The organism is Natronococcus sp. CG52 (assembly GCF_023913515.1).
Classification (GTDB): domain Archaea; phylum Halobacteriota; class Halobacteria; order Halobacteriales; family Natrialbaceae; genus Natronococcus; species Natronococcus zhouii.
The window spans coordinates 1-22965 of the sequence record NZ_CP099392.1 but is presented as its reverse complement, the minus strand read 5'-3'; the positions used below and the strand labels follow the sequence as shown (position 1 = coordinate 22965).

Annotated in this window: 17 protein-coding genes and 2 pseudogenes; 16 read left to right on the top strand and 3 right to left on the bottom strand. The window is 62.9% G+C overall.

The window, feature by feature from the left end:
* Position 1 precedes the first annotated feature (1 nt).
* The 7 genes from NED97_RS19895 (at position 2) to dgoD (ending at position 7332) form a co-directional block, all read left to right on the top strand.
* Positions 2–691 carry a carbohydrate ABC transporter permease gene (locus NED97_RS19895; protein ID WP_345781249.1) on the top strand — a complete coding sequence of 230 codons (690 nt, stop codon included), beginning with the start codon at positions 2–4 and terminating at the stop codon, positions 689–691.
* Positions 648–1511 carry a carbohydrate ABC transporter permease gene (locus NED97_RS19890; protein WP_252490810.1) on the top strand — a complete coding sequence of 288 codons (864 nt, stop codon included), beginning with the start codon at positions 648–650 and terminating at the stop codon, positions 1509–1511. The genes NED97_RS19895 and NED97_RS19890 overlap by 44 nt, the downstream gene beginning before the upstream one ends.
* Positions 1508–2143, top strand: coding sequence for a hypothetical protein (locus NED97_RS19885; RefSeq protein WP_252490809.1), 636 nt, complete (start codon positions 1508–1510; stop codon positions 2141–2143). Before NED97_RS19890 ends, NED97_RS19885 begins: the two co-directional genes overlap by 4 nt.
* A gap of 108 nt (positions 2144–2251) precedes the next feature.
* Positions 2252–3400 (top strand): ABC transporter ATP-binding protein, encoded by a 1149-nt coding sequence (locus NED97_RS19880; protein WP_252490808.1) that lies wholly within the window; start codon positions 2252–2254, stop codon positions 3398–3400.
* A gap of 57 nt (positions 3401–3457) precedes the next feature.
* A complete protein-coding gene (locus NED97_RS19875) occupies positions 3458–5482 on the top strand; it encodes a glycoside hydrolase family 2 protein (protein WP_252490829.1) in 2025 nt (674 codons plus the stop codon).
* The gene (locus tag NED97_RS19870; RefSeq protein ID WP_252490828.1) at positions 5398–6144 is read left to right on the top strand and encodes a hypothetical protein; all 747 of its coding nucleotides are present in this window, start codon (positions 5398–5400) and stop codon (positions 6142–6144) included. The genes NED97_RS19875 and NED97_RS19870 overlap by 85 nt, the downstream gene beginning before the upstream one ends.
* 39 nt (positions 6145–6183) lie before the next feature.
* Positions 6184–7332, top strand: a complete 1149-nt coding sequence (gene dgoD, locus NED97_RS19865) for a galactonate dehydratase (RefSeq protein ID WP_252490827.1) — start codon at positions 6184–6186, stop codon at positions 7330–7332.
* 81 nt (positions 7333–7413) lie between these two features.
* On the opposite strand, the gene NED97_RS19860 is transcribed toward dgoD, so the two are convergent.
* On the bottom strand, positions 7414–8220 hold the full coding sequence (locus tag NED97_RS19860) for an IclR family transcriptional regulator (protein WP_252490826.1): 807 nt from the start codon (positions 8218–8220) through the stop codon (positions 7414–7416).
* A gap of 239 nt (positions 8221–8459) precedes the next feature.
* Here NED97_RS19860 and NED97_RS19855 point away from each other — a divergent pair, with 239 nt between their 5' ends.
* The 9 genes and pseudogenes from NED97_RS19855 to NED97_RS19820 all read left to right on the top strand — a co-directional run bounded on the left by NED97_RS19855 (position 8460) and on the right by NED97_RS19820 (position 20765).
* Positions 8460–11183, top strand: coding sequence for a sugar-binding domain-containing protein (locus tag NED97_RS19855; protein WP_252490825.1), 2724 nt, complete (start codon positions 8460–8462; stop codon positions 11181–11183).
* A 723-nt stretch (positions 11184–11906) separates the two neighbouring features.
* Positions 11907–13304 (top strand): NAD-dependent succinate-semialdehyde dehydrogenase, encoded by a 1398-nt coding sequence (locus NED97_RS19850; protein WP_252490804.1) that lies wholly within the window; start codon positions 11907–11909, stop codon positions 13302–13304.
* Positions 13305–13479: 175 nt separating this feature from the next.
* Positions 13480–15091: pseudogene (locus NED97_RS19845) on the top strand (acetolactate synthase large subunit).
* A 289-nt stretch (positions 15092–15380) separates the two neighbouring features.
* Entirely contained in the window at positions 15381–15977 is a 597-nt protein-coding gene (locus NED97_RS19840; protein WP_252490824.1) for a hypothetical protein, read from the top strand.
* 232 nt (positions 15978–16209) lie between these two features.
* Positions 16210–16431 carry a hypothetical protein gene (locus tag NED97_RS23270; RefSeq protein ID WP_345781248.1) on the top strand — a complete coding sequence of 74 codons (222 nt, stop codon included), beginning with the start codon at positions 16210–16212 and terminating at the stop codon, positions 16429–16431.
* Positions 16428–16559 (top strand): hypothetical protein, encoded by a 132-nt coding sequence (locus NED97_RS23265; protein WP_345781247.1) that lies wholly within the window; start codon positions 16428–16430, stop codon positions 16557–16559. The genes NED97_RS23270 and NED97_RS23265 overlap by 4 nt, the downstream gene beginning before the upstream one ends.
* Positions 16560–16652: 93 nt before the next feature.
* Positions 16653–17525 carry a DMT family transporter gene (locus NED97_RS19830; RefSeq protein WP_252490800.1) on the top strand — a complete coding sequence of 291 codons (873 nt, stop codon included), beginning with the start codon at positions 16653–16655 and terminating at the stop codon, positions 17523–17525.
* An 861-nt stretch (positions 17526–18386) separates the two neighbouring features.
* Positions 18387–19352 carry a transcription initiation factor IIB gene (locus NED97_RS19825; RefSeq protein ID WP_252490799.1) on the top strand — a complete coding sequence of 322 codons (966 nt, stop codon included), beginning with the start codon at positions 18387–18389 and terminating at the stop codon, positions 19350–19352.
* Between the two features lie 78 nt (positions 19353–19430).
* Positions 19431–20765 carry a metallophosphoesterase gene (locus NED97_RS19820; RefSeq protein ID WP_252490823.1) on the top strand — a complete coding sequence of 445 codons (1335 nt, stop codon included), beginning with the start codon at positions 19431–19433 and terminating at the stop codon, positions 20763–20765.
* A gap of 171 nt (positions 20766–20936) precedes the next feature.
* Here the strand turns inward: NED97_RS19820 and NED97_RS19815 are convergent.
* A pseudogene (locus NED97_RS19815) lies at positions 20937–22446 on the bottom strand (MATE family efflux transporter).
* Entirely contained in the window at positions 22443–22871 is a 429-nt protein-coding gene (locus tag NED97_RS19810) for a TetR family transcriptional regulator C-terminal domain-containing protein (protein ID WP_252490821.1), read from the bottom strand. Before NED97_RS19810 ends, NED97_RS19815 begins: the two are co-directional and overlap by 4 nt.
* Positions 22872–22965 lie beyond the last annotated feature (94 nt).

Sequence of the window (22965 nt, the reverse complement as noted above, 5' to 3'; positions counted from 1 at the left end):
GATGTGGAACACCGCGTACTTCGTCACACTCACGGTGCCGCTGCTCGTCATCGGGTCGCTCCTGCTTGCGCTCGGAGTCAATCGAGAAATAAAGGGGAAGTGGTTGTTACGAACGATCTTCTTTAGTCCGTACGTCCTCACCGTAGCCGTAATCGGTATCCTGTGGGGAGACCTCTTTGGCGGAAATGGACTGATCTCCTACTATACTACGGGTGGAAGCTGGTTGAATAGCCACACGCTCGCAATGCCGGCGATAGCCATCGCGACGGTTTGGTGGACGATCGCGTTCAACTTCATCATCTTGCTGGCAGCGCGCCAGAACGTCTCGAACAGGCTCTACGAGGCTGCGAAACTAGACGGGGCCAGTTCGTGGCGAATGATGCGAGATATCACGATTCCTCAGATGAAGAACCCCCTCATCTTCGTCGTAATCGTCTCGTTCATCACTTCGTTCCAGGTGTTCGGCCAGCCGTTCATCATGACCGACGGTGGACCGAGTTTCCAGACGACCACGATCGTCGTGTACCTGTACAACACGGCCTTTGCTGGTCGGGAGTTCGGTTACGCAGCCGCAATCGGGTACGTTCTGTTTCTCATCTTGGTCGCCGTATCGTCGGTCAGCTACTACCTGCTGGAGGAACCAAAGAATGAGTACACGATCGCGACGGTTGATAGAGGGTGTATCGTTTGACGCGGATCTTCGAACGGTCGGCGTATACGCCGCCGTGTACGGAGCGGCGTTCCTGTTTGTTATCCCGTATTGGTGGATGTTCGCGACGTCGGTTATGCCCCGCGGACAAATTTACTCCAGTACGCCGCACTTGATTCCGAGAGACATCACGTTCCAGTGGTACGAAGTGCTCTTCGAGGGCACGCTGATCGTCCAGTGGACCATCAACACGTTCATTCTGGCGCTGGTAACTACTGTCATCGTGCTGTTGATCGACGCCATGATCGCCTACTCGCTCACCCGACTCGAGTGGCCGGGTCGCTCCGTTCTCTTTTCGCTGATCGTGGCGAGTTTCATGGTGCCCACAATCGTGAATCTCGTTCCCGTCTACGTGATCGTGAACGAACTCGGCCTCATCAACTCCTTGTGGGGTGTCGTTCTTCCGGCCGCGGCCGGTCCGCTGGGCGTGTTCATGCTCGTCCAGTTCTTCAAGGATATCCCCGTCGAGGTCGAGGAAGCAGCCCGACTCGACGGGTTTTCTCGAATCCGAACCTTCACGACTATCATCTTACCGATGATGCGTTCCGCACTCGCTTCACTCGGGCTGTTTATCTTCGTCTGGACGTGGAACGCATTTCTCTGGCCGCTCGTCATCCTTCAAAGCGAGGGGATGTACACGCTCCCGATCGGAATCGTGACGGTCCAGGAGGGAATGGGCACTACCGAACCGGGAATCGAAATGGCTTCGGCGGTCGTTGCATCGCTGCCGCTGCTCCTGGTCTTCCTGCTCATACAGAATCACCTCGTAAAAGCGGTCGAAATGCAGGGGACGACGAAATGAACGCTCCCGACGATATCGATCCCATGTACGCGACGCTCGAGCGAACGGTCCGCTTCGTCTGGGTCAACCTCGTCTCGATCGTCAAGATTAGCCTCGCGTGGTTCCTGGTATCGTTGCCGATCGTCACGATCGGCCCCGCCACCGTCGGCGCCTACCGTGCCGTGCTCTCGCTTCGAGAGGCGGGCGCTGAAGGCGTCGATTGGGGCGCCGTCAGCGGGATCTTCCGAGCGCAGTTCATCCATGCGACGCTCGTCGGACTCGTTCCGCCAATATTGCTAGCGGTTTCGGGAATGTACGCACTCGCGTACCTCGCCGACGGGACGGTTCTGGCGGGCCTGCTCACGCTCGGTGCGGCTTACGCCGGATTGTACGCCTGGCTCGTGTCAATCCCTGTTCTTCTGGGACTGGCCGAAGGAAAGCCCGCAGCGGACGCGATAACCGACGGGTATCTGTGGACCGCACGGCACGCCATCGGCGCCGTCGCGCTGGGAATCGTAACCACCGTGCTGTTGACGGTGACGTCGCTGCTGACCGTTGCTGTAGCACTTTTGTTCGCCGGCGTCGCCTTCACGCTTCACATCGAATTCATTACCGAAACCGACCAACTTACGACATCAGTTCCAGAACGATGATAGACAGTACGAGATTCGATCGATCACGCACCGCGCCCCGGAGACGGGTGAGATGAGCCCCTCGGAAGCAATAGCTACGAAAGCGTGCGAGCACGCGCGGAGGGTACTATGACGAGTTCGAACGACGGAACGGCATCGATTACGTTCGATGACGCGAGAAAGGTGTACGGCGATGAGTTCGTTGCCATCGAGGGGGTTGACGCCCACATTGAACCCGGCGAGTTCATCACGATCGTCGGACCATCCGGATCGGGCAAGTCGACGTTGCTTCGGATGATCGCAGGTCTCGAGAAAATATCCGATGGCGACATCCAAATCGGTGGCGAGAGCGTCAAGGGCGTCGAACCGCAGCACCGTGGCATCGCTATGGTGTTCCAGAACTACGCGCTCTATCCGCATATGTCGGTCCGGAAAAACATGTCCTACGGGCTGAAGCTGACGACGGACCTTCCGGATAACGAGATCAAACAGCGAGTGCAAGAGACGGCTGAAATGATGGGTATCGAGGACCAGTTGAGCGCTAAGCCGAGCGAGCTCTCCGGCGGACAACAACAGCGCGTCGCGACGGGACGAGCCATCGTCCGCGACCCCGAGGTCTTCCTGATGGACGAGCCGCTGTCGAACCTCGACGCGAAGCTCAAAGTCCACATGCGGACCGAACTCCAGCGTCTGCAGGAGGATCTGGGAACGACGACGATCTACGTCACCCACGATCAGCACGAGGCGCTCACGATGAGCGACCGCATTATCGTTCTGAACGCGGGCGAACTCCAGCAGTTCGCGACACCGGACGAGATATACGACCGACCCGTGAACCGATTCGTCGCGGACTTTATCGGAAGTCCGTCGATGAACTTCTTCGACGTCGAGTTGAACGAGCGGACGCTCGTCGGCGACCACGTCGAGTACTCGGTTCCCGAACCGGTCGCTGAGGCGATCCGAGAGGGCCAGACGGGAGACGGTCTCGAGCTGGGGATCCGACCCGAGAACATCTCGCTCGGTTCCGACGGCGCCAACGCCATCTCCGCGACGGTCGAGGTGGTCGAGGTTGCGGGAAGCGACAACTTCGTCTACCTCGACGTCGGCGGGAACGAGTGTCGAGTTCGCGTCCCGAGCGACGTGAAACCGACGGTCGGCGAACCGGTTCAGTTCACGTTCGACCCGGCGGACATCCACGTCTTCGACAGACAGACCGGACGGAACGTCCTCAGAACGCTCGAGTCGAGACAACAGGTTTCCGAGGAAGCGTCTCCCTGATCCGACTCGATCGAAGCGGAGTACTCGTATTAACAGACGATCGCTACAAGATACACTATGGAACGACTGACGGAAGACTATCGACGGCAGAGAGCACTGAACGGACACTGGCAGTTCGTAACGGATCCCGAATACGACGGGCGGTCTGACGACTGGTACGACCCCGATGCGGACTGGCCGAATCGCACGCACGCGGTCGAGGTGCCGTGTGCGTGGCAGGAGGACGACGCATACCGGGAGTACACGGGCGCAGCGTGGTATCGACGGACGGAGACCCTCGAGCTACCGGCCGAGGAGCGCGTACTGCTCCGATTCGGCGCTGTCGACTACGAAGCGACAGTCTGGGTCAACGGCGAGCGCGTCGGCGAGAACCGCGGCGGCTACCTCCCGTTCGAGCTAGACGTCACCGACGCGGTCGTGGAGGGAGAGAACGCGATCGTCGTCGAGGTCGTCGACCCGGCGGACATCAGCGAAATCCCGCACGGCAAACAGGGCGCGCCGTGGTACCAGCGGATCAGCGGGATCTGGCAGGACGTCACGCTCGAGTTCGTCCCCGAGACCCGCGTCGAACGGCTCCGCGCGACGCCGGATCTGGACGACGACAGTGCGCGCATCGATTTCGACGTCGCGGGCGTCGACGACTCGTCGTCGGTGACGGCCGCGGTCCGGATCACTCGCGACGGCGACGACGCGGCTCGCGGCGAGACGGCGATCGACGCCGACGGCTCGGGGTCGCTGACGGTTTCGATCGAGGACCCGACGTACTGGACGCCCGAAACGCCGGCGCTGTACGACGTCACCGTCGACCTGCGCCGCGACGGGCAGGTCGTCGACCGGTACGAGGACTACTTCGGGATGCGTTCCGTCGAGGCTCGAGACGGACGGCTCTACCTGAACGGTGAGCCCTACTACATGCGGGGCGCGCTCGATCAGGGATACTATCCCGAGACGCTCTATCGACCGTTCGACGAATCGCTGTTCGAGGAGGAGGTTCGGACGGCCAAGGACCTCGGATTCAACCTGATCCGGAAGCACATCAAGCCCGCCCACCCGGACTTCCTCGAGTGCGCCGACCGGCTCGGCATCCTCGTCTGGGAGGAGCCCGCGAACCCGACCGTTCACACCGACCGCTCGAAACGCGAGGTTCGCGAGCAGATCGAGGGGCTCCTCGAGCGAGACTACAACCGGCCGAGCGTGATCGTCTGGAGTCTCTACAACGAGGAGTGGGGGATCGGGAACCCGCAAGGGCTCGACGAGGAGACGTCGCTCTGGGAGGACGAGGCGAAACAGGAGTACCTCGCGGATCTCTACGACGACATTTCGGCGCGAGATCCGACCCGGATCGTCTGCGACAACTCGGGCTGGGCACACGTCGCGACCGACGTCAACGACTACCACCGCTACTTCGTCAGTCCGGACCGCGCGGGCGCGTGGGAGACCGACATCGACGCGATGGCCGACGCCCCCGAGGAGAATTACGGCGCGACGGAGACCGATCCGGACGACGCGCCGATCATCGTCTCGGAGTTCGGGACCTGGGGGCTGTGCGATCTGCCCGCGGTCGAAGCCCACTACGACGGAACGCCGCCCTGGTTCGATTACGACTTCTTCGACGATCCGATCAAGCGTCCGGAAGGAGTCCACGACCGCCTCGAGGAGACGACGCTCCCGGACGTGTTCGACGATTGGGAGTCGCTCGCGGAAGCCTGGCAGTGGCGCGAGTTCCGCTCGATCAAGGACGTGATCGAGCGGATGCGCGCCCGCGAGGGGGTCGCCGGCTACGTCATCACGGAGTTCTCCGACATCGAGTGGGAGTTCAACGGCATGCTCGACTACCGGCGCGAGGAGAAGGTCTTCACGGACGATTTCGCCCGCATCAACGACGACGTCCTCGTGATGGTCGAACCCGACTCACACGCGGTCGGTGCGGGAGACACGCTAACCGCGGACGTCGTCGTCAGCAACCACACGAACGAACCTCTCGAGGGCGAGGTGACGTGGTCGTTCCGCGGGCGCGAGGGGCGGTCGCGATCGATCGCGACGGGTTCGGCGTCACGCGCGTCGAGGACGCGATCTCGATAGCCGTCCCGGACGTCGATGACGCGACGACGGACGAACTGACCGTCTCGCTACCCGGCGCGAGTTCGAACGCCGAATCGATCACCGTCGTCCCCGATCCGTCGGTCGACACCGACCTCACCGTGGCCGTCGACGACGACGAACTGGCGTCGACCCTGACGGCGATCGGGTTCGACGTCGAGCCGTCGATTACGGACGCGACCGACGTCGCGCTGGTGGCGGATCCCGACGTCGACGCGAGAGCGTACGTCGAGGGCGGCGGCGCGCTCGTTCGGCTTCCGGACGCGACCGGTCACATGAGCGACGACGCGTTCTTCGAGTACCGCGACCTCCCCGAAGACGAGAGCTGGAACCTCGTCGCGTCGCTGTTCTACCGCGACGACGGACCGCTCGCGGAGTACGTCGACACCGTTCCCGGCTGGGAACTCGAGGGCCTGTACCCCTACGACGTCGTCGCGGACGTCGACCGAGACGTCGACGACGTCGGCGTCGGATACGTCGAGGGGTGGCTCGCGAACTGGAGCGCCGCGGTTACCGTCCGCGATCACGGAGACGGGCGCGTCGGCGCGTTCACCTTCAGAGTCACCGACGACGGCGCGCGCGCGAACAATCCGGTCGGCGTCGCGGCGCTCGCCGCGTTCGTTACCGACCTCGCTCGAGACTAGGACCGAACGACCGAAGACGATTCACGACACACGCCACTCATGCACATCACAGACTACGAACTGTTCGAAGTACCGCCGCGCTGGCTGTTCCTCAAGGTGACGACGAGCGACGGCACCGTCGGCTGGGGCGAACCGGTCGTCGAAGGACGCGCGAAGACGGTCAAGACCGCGGTCGAAGAGCTGATGGATACCTACCTCGTCGGCGAGGATCCGGCACGAATCGAAGATCACTGGCAGACGATGTACCGCGGCGGCTTCTACCGCGGCGGGCCGGTCCTGATGTCGGCCATCGCCGGGATCGACCAGGCGCTGTGGGACATCAAGGGCAAGACGTACGACGCCCCGGTGTACGACCTGCTCGGCGGGCGGGCCCGCGATCGACTGCGCGTCTACCAGTGGATCGGCGGGGACGATCCGTCGGACGTCGCCGACCAGGCGCGCGAGAAGGTCGACGCCGGCTTCACCGCCCTCAAGATGAACGGGACGCCGGCGATGGAGCGAATCGACTCGCCGGCGACCGTCGAGGCCGCGACCGAGCGGATGCGAGAGGTTCGCGAAGCCGTCGGGAGCGAGGTCGACGTCGGCGTCGACTTTCACGGGCGCGTCTCGAAGTCGATGGCCAAGCGGCTGGTCGCGGCCCTCGAACCGTACGAGCCGTTCTTCATCGAAGAGCCGGTCCTGACGGAACACCTGGACGAACTCGCGGGGATCGCCCAGCACACGACCACCCCGATCGCGACCGGCGAGCGGATGTACTCGCGGTGGGATTTCAAGCAGGTCTTCGAGGACGGACACGTCGACCTCATCCAGCCCGACCTGTCCCACGCCGGCGGGATCACCGAGGTGAACAAGATCGCGTCGATGGCCGAAGCCTACGACGTGGCGGTCGCACCGCACTGCCCGCTCGGCCCGATCGCGCTAGCCTCGTGCATCCAGGTCGACGCCTGTTCGCCGAACGCGCTCATCCAGGAGCAGAGCCTCGACATCCACTACAACGAGACCAGCGACGTGCTCGATTACCTCGCGGACCCCTCCGTTTTCGACTACCGGGAGGGGTACGTCGACATCCCCGACGGACCGGGGCTCGGAGTCGACATCGACGAGGAGTACGTCCGGGAGCAGGCCGGCGAGGTCGACTGGCACAATCCCGTCTGGCGCCACGACGACGGCAGCGTCGCGGAGTGGTAACGATGGTGGACGAGTACGAGGTGGAGTGGAGAGCTGAGACGGCCCGCGTCGAGGGCTGACGAGCGTCGCTTTCGGTCCGAACTACCGGCTCAACAGCACGGTCTCGATCGACTTGCTCGCGTTCACGAGGAGTCTGGCGATCTCGTCCTCGAGTCGGCGACCGTAGAGACTGTCTTTGGAGCCGCTGACCTCGATCGCGGCGATGGCGTAGTTGTCGGCGTCTCTGACGGGAACGGCGACGCTGTGGAGGTTCTGGTAGGGTTCGCCGTGGCCGACGACGTGGCGGTGGCCCATGAAGGATCCCGCGCTGAAGGTACTCTCCTGCGGACCCTCGCGTTCGATAACCATCCGCTGGTTCCGAAGCGTCCGTAACTCCGAAACGAGCTGATCCGCGCGGTCGGTCAGCTCCTGTTCCGCGAGCAGCGCCTCCACCTCTTCGACGGGACGGTACGAGAGGATCGCCTTGCCGCCGACCGAAATCGGCGCCGGAATGCGGTCGCCCTCGCTGACCGGTCCGACGGGTTGCTCGCGCTCGCTCGTCTGGGAGAGATAGATCGCGTCTCCGTCCTCTTCGACGACGAGCGAGACCGTCTCCCCGGTCTGCCGGGCCAACCGGTTCAGTTCCGTCCGCGCGACCTGGAAGACGTCGCGGCGCTCGCGAACCCGACGACCGATCTGGAACCACCGCAGGGAGAGCGCGTACGAGGACCCGGTTTTCGTCACGAATCCGAGGTGGTGGAGCGTGTCGAGATACTTGTAGACCAAGCTCTTGGCGATCCCAGTCTCGCGCGCCAGTTCCGTGATTCCCGTACTCTCGCGCCGTTCCAGCGCCTCGATGATCCGAAAGAGCTTGCGGACCGATTTCACGTGGTGGCTCGTCCCCGACATGTGTCGTAGACGACTGGCGACGATCACCAAAACCGTTTCTCATTGTGACACGGAGTCGTCTCGTTCACGGCGCGTACTCGCTTGCGTCGGACGGAAGATTTATTCGCCGAAACGAACGTTACTACGAAAGTGACCGAACATGCGTCCTGCACCCCCTGAGACGACCGACACCCTGCCTCAGTTCCGCCGAGACGTCCTGCGTTCACGAGCCGATCAGCCGCTAGCGACCGGGAATATCGGTGGGAGTCGTGACCGGGTCACCGACGGGAGCGTCCGAGGAGGACGCGAGCGACCGACGGCGCTCGGTCGCGCTCGACGGCGAGTGGGAGTTTCTCATCGATCCGGAACGCAGCGGCCGAACGAACCGGTGGTACGAACGAGACGCGACGTGGCCGGACCGTGCACACGCGGTCGAGATTCCCCGAGCGTGGCAGGAAGACGACGCGTATCGAGAGTACACTGGGACGGCGTGGTATCGTCGATCGATCGACCTGGACGCGGCGGTTCCGGCGGGAAAGCGGGCGTTTCTCGTCTTCGGCGCCGCGGACTACGAGACGACGGTGTGGGTCAACAGCGAGCGCGTCGGCGAGAACCGCGGCGGCTACCTCCCGTTCACGATAGACGTCACCGACGAACTGGAGCGCGGAGCGAACGCGATGGTGGTCGCGGTCACCGATCCCGCGGATCTCTCGGAGATTCCGCACGGAAAACAGGGAGATCCGTGGTACACTCGGGTCTCCGGCCTCTGGCAGTCCGTCAGCCTCGAGTTCCGTCCGGAAACCCGAATCGTCGACGCACCCGTCACTCCCGACCTCGAACGGGATCGTGCCGTCGTCGATCTCGAGTTCGCGACGGGATCGGCCGACGTCGAGGCGTTGCGGGCGACGGTGCTGGCCGACGGAGACGGCGATTCGGAGGCGAGCGCCACCGTCTCGCCGGCCGCCGACTCGACGGCCGTTCTCGAGTTCGACGACCCCACCTACTGGTGTCCCGACGAGCCGGCGCTGTACGACCTCACCGTGATCCTCGAGCGCGACGGGACGGTCGTCGATCGGTACGAGGACTACTTCGGAATGCGGAGCTTCGAGACGGCGGACGGGGAGTTCCTGCTGAACGGCGAACCGATTACGCTTCGCGGCGTTCTCGAACAGGGATACTACCCGGAGACGCTCTACCGGCCCCGGGACGAGGAGACGTTCAGCAGCGAGATCGAACTGGCCGCCGACCTCGGGTTCAATCTCATCCGGAAACACGTCAAGCCCGCTCATCCGGACTTTCTCGAGTGTGCCGATCGGAACGGGATGCTGGTGTGGCAAGAGCCCGCAAACCCGATGCGGGACACCGAGCGCTCGCGTGCGGAAGTGAGGGCACAGGTCGAGGGGCTCGTCGAACGCGATTACAACCGGCCGAGCGTCGTCATCTGGTCGCTGTACAACGAGGAGTGGGGTCTCGGTCACCACGACGCCGACGAGACGCTCTGGACGGATGCGGAGAAACAGCGGTTCCTCGCCGATCTCTATCGGTCGGTTCGCGAACGCGATCCAACGCGGATCGTGTGTGACAACTCCGGCTGGGCGCACGTGGCGACCGACGTCAACGACTACCACCGCTACTTCGTCAGTCCCGATCAGGCCGATAGCTGGGCCGCCGACCTCGAGCACATCCGCCACTATCCGGGCGACAACTACGCTACGACCGAGTTCGACGATCCCGACGCGCCGCTCGTCGTCTCGGAACTCGGGACGTGGGGGCTGAGCGACGTGGACGCCCTCCGCGATCGATACGGCGGGGATCCGCACTGGTTCGACCACGACTTTCTCGTCGAGGCGCTCAAGAAACCGGACGGGATCGACGAGCGGCTTCAGCGGACGACGCTCCCCGACGTCTTCGACGACTACGCCGATCTCGCAGCGTCCTGGCAAGAGCGGGAGTTCACGTCGATCAAACACCTCATAGAGGAGATGCGCGTTCGAGACGAGATCGCCGGCTACGTTCTGACCGAACTGTCGGATATCGAGTGGGAGTTCAACGGCCTGTCCGACTACCACCGAAACCCGAAGTCTTTCGCCCCCCGGTTTTCGACGGTTAACGGCCCGCTCACGGTCGTCGCGAGGCCCGAGTCGCACGCCACGTGGGCCGACCAGTCCGTCGAGGTTTCGCTCACCGTCGTCAACGACACCGATCAGTCGGTTTCGGGGCCGCTCGAGTGGTCCCTGGATCGACAGCGAGGCGGTGAGACCGTCTCGGTCGCTGCTCACGACGCGACCGCCCTTACGACGACGGTCACAGCACCAACGGAGACGGACGAGGTGGCGCGAACGACGGAGTTGACCGTCTCCTTCTCGCCGCGAGACGAATCGATCTCGACGGCGGAACCCGTGACGATCGTCGACGGTGACCGTGGCGCGACGCCGTCGATGACCGTGTACGCGGACGGTGCGTTCGCTTCGCGACTCGCCGAGGAGGGCGTGACCGTCACGCACACGCTCTCCGATGCGGTCGACGTCGCCGTAACCTCCGAAATCACGAGTCGTATCGATCAGTTCGCGACCGACGGCGGTGCCGTCGTCCACGTCCCGGATCGAGACGGCGAGATGAGAACCGGCGGGCCGTTCACCTACCGCTCGCTACCGCGCGCCGAAAGCTGGAATCTCGTCGCCGGGTTCTACTACCGGGACTCGGCACTCCTCGAGGATATCTGTCCGAATCGCCACCTCGGCTGGGAGTTCGACGGACTCTATCCGTACGCGGTCGCCACCGATCTGAACCCGTCGGTCGACCGCGTTCACGTCGGCTACGTAGAGGGATGGCTCGCGAACTGGAGTAGCCCCTTCGTCGTCCGCGGGTACGGAAGTGGATCGATAACGGCGCTGACGTTTCGGGTCTGCGATCGGTACGGACGCCACCCCGTCGCCACCGTTCTCTGTAATCGTCTCCTCCGATGGCTCTCCCAGAACCGTTGAATTTCGGACGTACAGATACTACTTCGCTATAGTAGCCACTGAAAGTCAGTACACGCCCGATCGCACAGCCGTCGTGCGATCGGTGTGGAACCCGTTTCAGTTGGTACTATAGTATCTCGACTCGAAACTCGCTGCGACCGTTAACGGTACGCGAAGGAGAGTCTTTAAAATAGCTACAATAGGTAGCTTAGCTGAGGTAGCTACCGTAGGTATCTTATCCCAACGATATCGCGAACCGGTACGATCATAACCGTATACATATCATAACTAGAGTCATATATACGGAAAAGAGAGGGACGAGATCCAGTCGAATTCCGGGCGATCGCACACGAGTCCGTTCCTCGCGAGCGATACAATATTTTTCGTTCGCCCGTAACCGCGCTAGAGGCGCTCGTGCGGGATACCTGATTCGCGTACGTGCTCCTGAGGACACAAGTAAGACACGATTAGAGGCGTCAAATATACCGTTTTCGAGTTCTATAAAACGCATTCCGAATCAATCAATTCGGTGCTGGTGTCGAATCCGTAATCGGATTGACGACGTTGTCGATCGTCGCTCCCTTACTGTCGGCCGCGATCGAGAATGCCCCGGCGGAGCTCACGAGACTCGAGACTGTGTGCCTCGTTGGAATATTCGAAGAGCGCAATCCGATTGCCGGGAACAGCTCTTTGTCGTTCGTTACCGTACTACCGGAAACGCGCGGCGCGTTGGTGATACTGCCAATGAAGAGTACCAATCCAGCGACCGACGAGGTAATCGAAACGTACGACGACCACACGGCGGACGACGTCGACTCCATTCTCGAGGACGCGGTTTCGGCCTCGGAATCGTGGGCGGAGACGAATATCACCGAACGTCAGCAGCTTCTCGAGAACGCCGGCGAGATCCTTCGCGACCGGCAGGACGAGTACGCCGAGTTGATGAGCCGAGAGATGGGTAAGCCGATCGACGAATCCCACTCCGAACTCGAGAAGTGCGCGTGGGTCTGTGACTTCTACGCCGAGCGTGCGGACGAGTTCCTCGCCGACCGCGTAATCGGCAGCGAGCCGAACGCGAAGACGTTCGTCTCCTACGAGCCGCTGGGAGCCGTCCTCGCGGTGATGCCCTGGAACTTCCCGTTCTGGCAGGTGTTTCGCTTCGCCGCGCCGCACCTGACTGCCGGCAACGTCGGCCTGCTCAAACACGCCTCGAACGTACCGGGCTGTGCGCTCGCGATCGAGGAGATCTTCCGCGACGCGGGCTATCCCGAGGGCGTCTTCTCGACGCTGCTGGTCGGCTCCGACGCGATCGAGGACGTCGTTCGAGACGACCGTCTCGACGCGCTCACCCTGACGGGGAGCGAGGGTGCCGGGCGCGCCATCGCCGAACAGGCCGGCAACGAACTGAAGAAACACGTCCTCGAACTCGGCGGGAGCGACCCGTTCGTCGTCCTCGAGGACGCCGACCTCGACGCGGCGGCCGAAACCGCGGCCACGGCGCGGACGATCAACTCGGGGCAGTCCTGTATCGCGGCCAAGCGGTTCATCGTCGCCGACGAGGTCTTCGACGAGTTTCTCGACCGCTTCGTCTCGGAGATGGAGGCCCTCGAAATCGGCGATCCGATGGAGTCCGGCACCGAAATCGGTCCGCAGGCGCGCGAAGATCTCATGGAGGACGTTCACGAGCAGGTCGAGGCGAGCGTCGAGGCGGGGGCGACCCTCGAGTGCGGCGGCGAACCCCTCGACCGCGACGGCTGGTACTATCCGCCGACGGTGCTCGCCGAACCGCCGATGGACAGTCCCGCGGCCGAGGAGGAGGTCTTCGGACCGGCCGCGGCCGTCTTCCGCGCCGCCGACGAGGAGGAGGCGATCGAGATCGCGAACGACATCCACTACGGACTCGGCGGCTCGATCTGGACCGAGGACCTCGATCGCGGGGAGCGGATCGCCCGCGAGATCGAAGCCGGCTGCGTGTTCGTCAACGAACTCGTCAAGTCCGATCCTCGACTCCCGTTCGGCGGCGTGAAGGCGTCCGGGTACGGTCGCGAACTCGCCAAGGAGGGGATCCACGAGTTCGTCAATCGAAAGACCATCTGGGTGCAGTCCGCCGGCGAGGGCGACGACGTTCCCGCAACCGAGTAAGCGTCTCGAGCGGTTCGATCCCGTTTTCTGGAGGTGTTTCATCTCGCCGATCGAGACCGTTCTGCTCGCCGCCCCATCCGGTAGCCGGCTCCGTGGCCGATTTCCGAGGGATGACTCCGCTCGGGGTACAGGTAGGAAAACTCGTCCTCTCGACTCTCGAGCGGGTGGTAGAATCATGTACCGCAAGGTAGTCGAGAGAAACGTGCCACTAGCATCCGATCTACTCGTCGACTGCCTCGAGGTCGAGGGTGTCGAGTACGTCTTCGGTCTCCCGGGCGAAGAAATCGAGGAACTGCTGTTCTCGCTCCGGGACTCTCCGATCACCTTCGCTCCGACCCGACACGAACAGGGAGCGGCGTTCATGGCCGACGTTTACGGCCGGCTGACCGGCGACGCGGGCGTCTGCCTCTCGACGCTGGGGCCCGGCGCGACGAACCTCATCACCGGCGTCGCCGACGCACAGGCTAGACAAGAGTCCGCTCGTCGCGATCACGGGCCAGGGCGGTCGCGAACGGCTGCACAAGGAGAGCCACCAGGCACTCGACGTGATCGACGTGTTCGAGCCGATCGTCAAGTGGAACGCCCAGATTGCAGACCCCGAGATCGTCTCCGAATCGGTCCGCAAGGCGTTCAAGCTCGCCGAGTACGAGAAGCCGGGCGCGACCCACCTCGAGTTCCCCGAGGACGTCGCTCGCGAGGAGACCGACGCCGAGCCGATTCCTATCCGCGATCAGGTGCGCCGGCCGGATCCGGATCCCGAGTCGGTCGAGCGAGCCGCGACGCTACTCGAGGAGGCCGAGCGACCGATTCTGCTCGCGGGTAACGGCGCAGTGCGAACCCGCGCGGCCGACAGCATCCGTGCGCTCGTCGACCGCCTCGAGATCCCCGTCGTCGCGACGTACATGGGCAAGGGCGCTATCTCCGACCGCGAGCCGACCTCGCTGATGACGCTCGATTCGGGTCCGGACGGCGAGGCGGCTCGCGCGGTCGAGCGGGCGGACTGCGTCGTCGCGGTCGGGTACGATATCGCCGAACACGATCCGGAGGGATGGAATCCGAACCTCGAAAAGACGATCGTTCACGTCGACCACGAGCCCGCAGAGGTCTACCGCCACTACAACCCCGACGTCGAGATCGTCGCGGACGTCGGCGCGACGCTCAGGGCGATCGACGAGCGGCTCTCGTCGGACGCCTCTGCACTGTGGTGCCGCGAGCTACACGACCAGTTGCTCGAGGCGGTGACGAAGCCGCCCGAAGAGAGCGATCCGATCACCGTCAGAAACGCGCTCCCGCTGTTGCGGGAGGCCATGGCCGACGAGGACGTCCTCGTCTCGGACGTCGGCAGTCACAAGATGGCGATCGCACAGTCGTTTCCGGTGTACGATCCGAACACCTGCATCGTCTCGAACGGACTGGCGAGTATGGGAATCGCCGTTCCGGGTGCGCTCGCGGCGGACCTCGCGGTCGACGCCAACGTCGTCGCGGGAACCGGCGACGGCGGCTTCCTGATGAACGCGGCGGAGATCGAAACCGCGACTCGACTCGACTGCGGCTTCACGGTCGTCGTGTTCAACGACGACGATTACGGCCTCATCTCCGAACAGCAGGTGACACACCGTGGCGAGCATACCGGGACCGAACTCGCGAATCCGGATCTCGTGACGTTCGCCGAGAGCTTCGGAATCGAGGCCTATCGTCCCGGAACGTGGAACGAGATCGAACGGGCCTTCTCGGAAGCGGTTCCATCGGACGAACTGGCGCTGATCGAACTCCGCCTCGGAGATTGAGGGCCGCTCGCGGGGAGGATCGAGCGGTAGGCACACCGAACAGGAGCGTCACTCCGTGGGCGCCGAGCAGGAGGAACCCTAGCGCGATCGTAACGCGTTCGCCGTCGGGCGTCAGTCGTTCGAGTGAGCCGATCAGCTGTTCGACTGCGAACAGGTGGCGTCGACGAGAAGTTAGACTATCAAACTCTTGGCTGATGGCGGTCGTAGGCGGGGAATACGGCACTTACGGTCCAGTCGAAACCGACGAACGGTTAGCCGCTCGCCACGTACGTACGACGAGGTGAGAAACGTGAGTACTAGCGCGTGGATCGTCCGAGATACGGGGAGCGGAAAAGAACGGGAGTTCGACTCCCGAGGCGAGGCCGAGGGCGCGATGGACGAGCTCGAGGATCTCGGTATGGACGTCGAACTCGTGCCGCCGAGTCCGTCCGATCCCGATCCGGTAACGCCCGAGGTTATCGATGCCGACGCGGCTGCTGATACCGACGCCGTCGACCCGACGGCGTACGAGCTCCCGGACCGGTCGATCTCCGACGACCCGCTCGAGTGGGTTCCCGGCGAATTCATCGACGAGATCGACGGCACGCAGGCGATCAACCGGAAGGGTTTCGAAGTGCTCTCGCACTTCTACGATATCGACGTCGAGACGGACGTCCTGGTCTCGCCCCACGAAACGGAGTTCACCTACTGTCAGGTGAAGGCCGCCGCCACGATGCCCGACGGTCGTCGGTGCGAGGCGCTCGGCAGTGCACACGTCGACCGGGGCGACGACTCGGTCTTGCTGCTCGAGTTAGCCGATACGAGAGCGCGCAAGCGGGCGCTCTCCATCGCAACCGGCGTCGGTGCCGTGGCGGTCGCGGAGCTCAAGAACGAGTTGGACCGGTGAGCGACTCACGCCGCCGCACACTCCTTTCGTCGGATCGGCAGCGTGCGACGTTGGACGTCTCGCCCGGCGTCGCTCGATAGCGATCCGCCGCGCCCTGCACGGTGTCGTACGCCCGTCTGACTGACGTTTTTGAGGCCGAGTCTGGATACGGACTCTATGGAGGCACCATCGACCACACCCGTATCGTCCCTCGTCGATCACCGACTACCGCCCTTCCGGAGGCGATAGCACCATGCTCACGACACAACCCGCGGTGAGCCGTTCGCTCGCGGTCGTCGCACGCGTGAAGACGTGGCCAGCGTACCTTCTGGCGGTGTGTTTTCCGGGCGTCGGACACTGTTACACCCGTCAGTGGATGCGCGGTCTCAGCTGGGCAGTACTGTACGCGGCTGCGCTCGTCTTCCTCAGCACCGGGACGCTCTCGTCGACGGCACGGTCGTCGAACCGCTCGTGATCACCATCGTTCGGCTCGAGGGCGTGACGTTCATCGACGTGGCCGTTCCACTCGCCGTGCTCGTCTGCAGTGTGATCGACCTCTATACGCGCGTTGCACTCGTCGACGCCGCTCCGGTTTCGCAGTGATGGCGTCGCGTCCGCTCGCGATAGGCGGCTGGTGAGTTCCGAGTGATCACTCGATCGAACGACTGATGTATCGGACATTCCTCCAGCCGAGTAATGGACGCTGGTGTCGGCTTTGCGATCGTTGCAGCCTTCGTCTGGGGCTTCTACATTTACGTGCTGAAGCGGTCGTTTTCCGGCTATCCGCCGGCGGCACTAACTGTGCTCCTCAACGCGTTCGCGATCACCTGGTACCTTCCGGTCGTGATCACGCAGACGGAGTTCTCGAGGAACCTGTTCGATGGCATGGGTCTCTTCGAACTGGGTATCGTCGCCCTCACAGTGGTCATGACCGCCGTCGCGTTCGTGTTGTTCCTGCAGGCGATCGACGACGGAGACGTTTCGTACGTGGCGCCGATCAACAAGATCGTCCCGATGTTCGTCCTCCCGCTCGAGATCGTTTTGCTCGGCCAATTTCTCACACGGCTACAGGTCGTCGGTGTCCTCGTCGCGACGCTCGCGGTGTACGTCGCGAACTACGACCCTGGCGGGTTCTTCCAGCCGTTCATCAAGGCTGCACGCTCACGGCCCGCACAGCTCGCGTTGCTGAGTGCGATGTGCTACGCGGTCAGTGACCTCGGAAAACGGGTCTCGCTACAGGAACTCGCCATCCCGGGAACGCTCTGGGTCCCGATACTGCTGTTCGGCGTCGCGGTCGTTCTCTTCCCGAGCGCGGTCAGAAATCCGCCGACGGCGATTCGAGGGGACCTTCCCAAACTGGCCGCCGGGGGCGCGATCGTCGCGCTCGGCGAGCACGTAACGACGCTCGCATTTGCAGTGCTGCCGGCGAGTATCGCCTCTCCGATCATCAATACGCAGGCGATCATCGCCGTCGTTCTCGGCGGGATCCTCCTCGGCGAGCGATACTTTCGACTTCGGCTCGTCGCTGCCGTCCTGGCTGTCGTCGGAGTAGCGCTCATCGCAGTTTGACATTCCTGTGGTCCGGCGGCCGCGGTACGTTTAACGTCAAACCCACGACTCTTCACAGGATCGCTGAAGAACCCGACGCTTCCGTTATCTCCGTCTCGAATCACCTCCCAGTTCCGAAAAACTGGACGTTACTGAGGGATCTATGATCTCGTTGAAATCCCCTTGCACAGCCGTGATTTTGTCCGAAGCAGATATTTCATGCGCGCGCGTACCTTTTTCGCCTCGGGATTCCTCGTGGTTCGAGAGACCTTCGGTCTCTCGTCATCACGAGACGGCTTCGCCGTCTCGAACGACTTCGATCGGAACCTCGGTTCCGCGCTGGGCCCAAAAATCTACGCTAAAAGGGCCGTCTTCGCGGACTTTGTCCGCTTCGGCGGGAAGCCACTCACTTTGTTCGCGGATGCTGGCTGTGGGGCCTCTCTTGTAGTCGCCACTGAAAGTCGGTGCACACCAAATCGCACGACGGGAGCGCGGGTCGGAGCGAGCGAAGCAAGCGAGAACCGCGGACAGTGCGATCGGTGTGGAACCCGTTTCAGTGGTTACTATAGCCGTCCGTAACACGACCGGTGGATAACCGTCACCACCAAAGAGGCTCGACTCTGCTGTTGAGCCCTCTCCGCGCTCGATCCGCGGACCGGACCGCTCGAGGGGATACAGTTCTCGAACGACACCTCGGTGAACACGCATCGATTCTCAGCGAGCGTGCGAGCGTCGAAGCCGGCCCGGTATCGTCTCATAGACGGATTTAAGTAGGATCAACAGTCTCATTTTATCGGTATAGAAGCCGTGCGTATTCAACTCTTTACCTGGCCGATTGCTCCAAGTATTTAACCGTCTCGGGCGACTTTCTACAGTTGACTGATGAAACGCCCGACTCGCCAGCGGGAGAAGGAGGATGAGACAGAACGGGAAACAACTGAGCAGAAGGGTGTTCAGACCTGTCCAGAATGTGATTCGAGCACACTCATTAGGAGCTCGGACGGGAGCGAAATTAGCTGTGAAGACTGCGGGCTGATCCTCGAGGAGGAGGCTATCGATCACGGACCCGAGTGGCGGGCGTTCAATCAATCGGAGCGGGACAGCAAATCCCGCGTCGGGGCGCCAACGACCCAGACGATGCACGATAAGGGTCTCACCACGACGATCGACTGGAAGAACAAAGACGCCTACGGACGCTCCCTCTCCTCGGAGAAACGGAATCAAATGAGTCGGCTGCGCAAGTGGCAGGAGCGCATTCGGACGAAGGACGCTGGCGAGCGAAACCTTCAGTTTGCGCTCTCCGAAACCGATCGAATGGCCTCCGCCCTGGGCGTTCCCCGGTCCGTCCGAGAAGTTGCGAGCGTGCTCTACCGACGCGCGCTCAAGGAGGACCTCATCCGTGGACGCTCGATTGAGGGCGTTGCCACGAGCACGCTGTACGCGGCCTGTCGTATGGAGGGGATCCCGCGGTCGCTGGACGAAGTCGCGGCGGTCTCGCGCGTCGATCGGATGGAGATCGGTCGCACGTACCGATACATCTCGCAGGAGCTCAGTCTCGAGATGGAACCCGTCGATCCGAAGAAGTACGTGCCTCGCTTCTGCTCCGAGCTCGAGCTTTCCGAAGAAGTACAGTCGAAAGCGAACGAAATCATCGAGACCACCGCCGAACAGGGGATGCTGTCGGGCAAATCACCGACCGGATACGCCGCGGCTGCAATCTACGCGAGCGCACTCCTGTGCAACGAGAAAAAGACACAGCGGGACGTCGCCGACGTCGCCCAGGTAACCGAGGTCACCATCCGGAACCGATATCAGGAACAGATTAGCGCGATGGGCATTCACGAGTAACGCTAACCAGTTGTTCGGACGACAGGAATCGACGGAGAAGACAATACCTTTTTGAGATGGCCGTAAGGTCTGGAGACGATGGGCAACGACACCGATGATCGGGTCTATTACGTAATCAGTGACCTTCACATCGGCGGTGACGAACAGCTCGAAGAGGTCGAGTTTATCGAAGAACTACTCGCGTTTCTCGAGCGCCTGGAGACAACTGACGAGAACGCCGAGTTGATCATCAACGGTGACGCGTTCGGGCTCTGGGAGTTTACGAAGTCCCAGGGTATCGAGAAGTTCGACGTGCTCGAAGAAACGTATCCGAAGCTGTTCGAACAGTTCCGTGCGACCGGCGAGAATATTCCGATCACGCTGTTGCCGGGCAATCACGACCACGAACTCGCGGCTTACGACGAGTACGTGGAGCGATTCGCTGCGTACAACGTCGATCTCATCCAGGACCAGTCGATCTCTCGGCCGGTCGGCGAGCAGGCGATCCACTTCGAGCACGGCCACCAGCAGGATCCCAACAACCAGATCGAGGATTGGGGGAATCCCCACGCGACGCCGCTCGGCTACTACTACAACACCCTCGTGACGAGCCGGGCGGGCCAGCTCTCCGATCGCGGGCGGTACAACTGGCTGAAGGACGTTCAAGCGGTCACGCCGACCGAACGGATGCCGGTCTGGCTCCTCTCGAAGTACTTCTACCGCGAGATGAACCCGCTGCTGCGCTACTCGCTGGTTCCCTTCTTGCTGTTGTTCAACGTGAGTGCGATCCTCGCCGTGCTGGCGGGATTGGACGTCCTGGGTATCTGGTCGGCGCCGGTCGACCGAACGGAAGCGTTTCTCGGCCAGTTCGGCAGGGCCGGCACGGCAGCCTGGTTCTTCCTCGCGCTCAACGCGTCCGTCGCCGGCCTGCTGTTGCTCGTGGGCATCCCGTTGTACTTCATCCGACGGGACATTCGGAAGACTGTCGACCGCTTCGGGATCTTCGAGACCGATCTGACCGTCGATCCCGAAGCACCGTACGAAGAATCCGCTCGCGAAACCTTCGCCGATCAGCCGGAGACGACGATCTTCTGCTACGGTCACACCCACCGACCGTCGATTCAGGAGACCGACGGGGGGATACTGGTCAACACCGGAACGTGGCTGAAGCGACTCCACCGTCGGGACGGGATTATCGGCATCCTGCCGCCCGTGTTCTATCCGTCCTACCAGCTTGCTGCCGTTCGCATCGCCGCCGAACCGGCGGGTGTGACGGTGGACTACGAGCGGATCACGAAGCCGAGTCCTGCAACGGAGGAACTCACACGCACCGAGCGCTTTTTCACCGTCGGCCGGGAGCCCGAACCGGAACTGCCCGACCGCTACGTCGTGGAAACGGAGGAGAGAGTTCCCGTTCCAGAAACTGCCGAGTGAGCGGTCGATGTCGGTTGAAAACCGCTCTTGCCGGCCGAGATCGGACTGCCCTCACGAAATTCAACCGTTCGATCTTCCCTTCAAACCGGAAAATGCGCAATTCAAGCGCTTCAAAAGACCGTTTTGACGCGATGAGGCGCTCAAACGCGCTCCTCCACTCCGTCCGAGGAGTTAGTCGTCCTCGAACCCGTCACTCACTGGCGTTGCGTGATCTCCCGCGTCGATCTCCGGCTCCGGGTCAGCTCCTTCCTCGATCACGCTGTCGGTCCAGGTTCCCCGGAGGAGGTACAGCCCGGCGAGAACGACGATGACGACGTTCGTCAGGGCGTCGCCGATGAAGACGCCGGTGGCGCCCATTCCCAGGGGCTCGGCGAGACCGTAGGCGAGCAACGGGCGGAGAACGATGAAGCCGATAATCGCGAATCCCATCGCGATCCGGGTGCTGCCGCTGCCGCGGAACGCGCCCTGCACGATGTAGAAAACCCCGAGGAAGACGAACGAAAGGGAGATGATACGCAGATACTCGGCACCGATCGCCGTCACTTCGGTTGCACCCGATCCAGTGATGAAGACACCGATAATCGGATCGGCGAGAACGTAGACGAAGACGCTGAAGAGGAGAAAACAACCGGCGACGAGTCCGGCCGCGGCGTACACACCGCGTTTGGCGCGGTCGGCCTGCCGGGCGCCGAGGTTCTGTCCGACGAGAGTCTCGACGCCGCGGGCGAGTCCGAGCGCCGGCAGCACGACCATCGACGTGATGCGGGTCCCGATACCGTAGCCGGCCACCGCCGTCGGGCCGGCCAGCGCGACCAGCGCGGTGAGGATCGTCACGCTGAACGCCTTGGTGCTGATCTCGATGCTCGCGGGCGTCCCGATCGTAACGAGCTGTTTGACCGTCTCCATCCGGAGCCGAAAGTCGCTCCGGGTGAGCTGGATGCCGACCGATCCCGAGAGCAGCAGCCAGATTCCGATCCCAGCGGCGAGCCCGCGCGAGAGAATCGTCGCGAACGCCGCGCCCTGCACAGCCCAGCCGTCGAACCCCGTGAGCGCGAACAGGGAGGCTTCGAGCGCCTCGAGGCCGAACCACGCGAAGACGACGTTATCCTGGAATCCGAGGATGAAAAACGGATCGATGACGACGTTGAGCGCGACGCTGAACGTCATGAGGTACAGCGGCGTCCGCGTATCACCCCAGCCCTGAAGCAGCGACTGAAAGACGAAGAACGCGAAGATGAACGGCATTCCGACGAACTCCGTCCGGGTGTACGCGAGGGCGTACTCGTATTCCAGGGTCCCCGATTCGGCACCGATGAGCCGGAGCATCGAGGGCGTGAGGAAAAACCCGACGACGGCGATGAGCATCGAGAGCAGGAAGACGAACGTGACCGTCTGGCCGGCGACCCGGCTGATCCCGTCGAGGTTGCCGGCGCCCTTGTTCTGGGCGACGAGCACCGTCCCCGCGACGTTGAAGCCGATCCCGAAGCTGATCACCAGGAAGATGATCGCCCACGAGAACGACAGCGCGGAGACGCCCGCCTGACCGAGGCGCCCGACCCAGAACGTGTCGGCGAGGTTGTAGCCGACCATCAGCAGGTTGGTGAGGACGATCGGCACCGAAAGGACGATCAGCGGCCACACTAACCCCGTCGACGACGTTGACCGAGCGATCCCGGCTCACTCGATCGCCTCCAGTTCGACGTCCGGTGCGAGTAGACGAGACTCGACGTAGGCTCGCAGCTCTTCTCGGACGGCCGCGGTCCGCTCGGTGTCGGTCGTCGCTTCCTCCTGCATCGCGCCGTGGATCGACGAGAGCACCATCGCGGCCGCCCGTTCCGGATCGACGTCCCGGAAGACGCCCTCTTCGATTCCGCGGCGAACGACCGTGGCGAGTCGCCGACGGAAGAATCGGTCGTTCCGGGTGAAGTGCTCGCGGTAGGCCTCGTCGGTCGCAGCCTGCGCTCGCAGCTCGACCATCGCGGCCCTGAACTCCGCCCGCTCGGAATCGAGGTCCGTCGGGAGCGCGTGGTCGAGGATCGCCTCGAGGTGTTCGCGGGCGTCACCGTACTCGCGATCCGGGATCGTCGCCTCGAAGCGCTCGAGCATGAACGAGAGGAACTCGAGCAAGAGCGCGTCCTTTCCGTCGTAGTGGTGATAGAGGAGCGACTTGCTCTTCGGGAACTCGTCGCCGATTCGCTGG

Excerpts from the sequence above, each read along its gene's own strand:
- NED97_RS19810 (WP_252490821.1), bottom strand. The coding sequence starts at position 22,871 with ATGCTCGAGCGCTTCGAGGCGACGATCCCGGATCGCGAGTACGGTGAC.
- dgoD (WP_252490827.1), top strand. The coding sequence starts at position 6,184 with ATGCACATCACAGACTACGAACTGTTCGAAGTACCGCCGCGCTGGCTG.
- NED97_RS19820 (WP_252490823.1), top strand. The coding sequence starts at position 19,431 with ATGGGCAACGACACCGATGATCGGGTCTATTACGTAATCAGTGACCTT.
- NED97_RS19890 (WP_252490810.1), top strand. The coding sequence starts at position 648 with ATGAGTACACGATCGCGACGGTTGATAGAGGGTGTATCGTTTGACGCG.
- NED97_RS23270 (WP_345781248.1), top strand. The coding sequence starts at position 16,210 with ATGCTCACGACACAACCCGCGGTGAGCCGTTCGCTCGCGGTCGTCGCA.
- NED97_RS19825 (WP_252490799.1), top strand. The coding sequence starts at position 18,387 with ATGAAACGCCCGACTCGCCAGCGGGAGAAGGAGGATGAGACAGAACGG.
- NED97_RS19880 (WP_252490808.1), top strand. The coding sequence starts at position 2,252 with ATGACGAGTTCGAACGACGGAACGGCATCGATTACGTTCGATGACGCG.
- NED97_RS19885 (WP_252490809.1), top strand. The coding sequence starts at position 1,508 with ATGAACGCTCCCGACGATATCGATCCCATGTACGCGACGCTCGAGCGA.
- NED97_RS19830 (WP_252490800.1), top strand. The coding sequence starts at position 16,653 with ATGGACGCTGGTGTCGGCTTTGCGATCGTTGCAGCCTTCGTCTGGGGC.
- NED97_RS19895 (WP_345781249.1), top strand. The coding sequence starts at position 2 with ATGTGGAACACCGCGTACTTCGTCACACTCACGGTGCCGCTGCTCGTC.
- NED97_RS19850 (WP_252490804.1), top strand. The coding sequence starts at position 11,907 with ATGAAGAGTACCAATCCAGCGACCGACGAGGTAATCGAAACGTACGAC.
- NED97_RS19860 (WP_252490826.1), bottom strand. The coding sequence starts at position 8,220 with ATGTCGGGGACGAGCCACCACGTGAAATCGGTCCGCAAGCTCTTTCGG.
- NED97_RS19875 (WP_252490829.1), top strand. The coding sequence starts at position 3,458 with ATGGAACGACTGACGGAAGACTATCGACGGCAGAGAGCACTGAACGGA.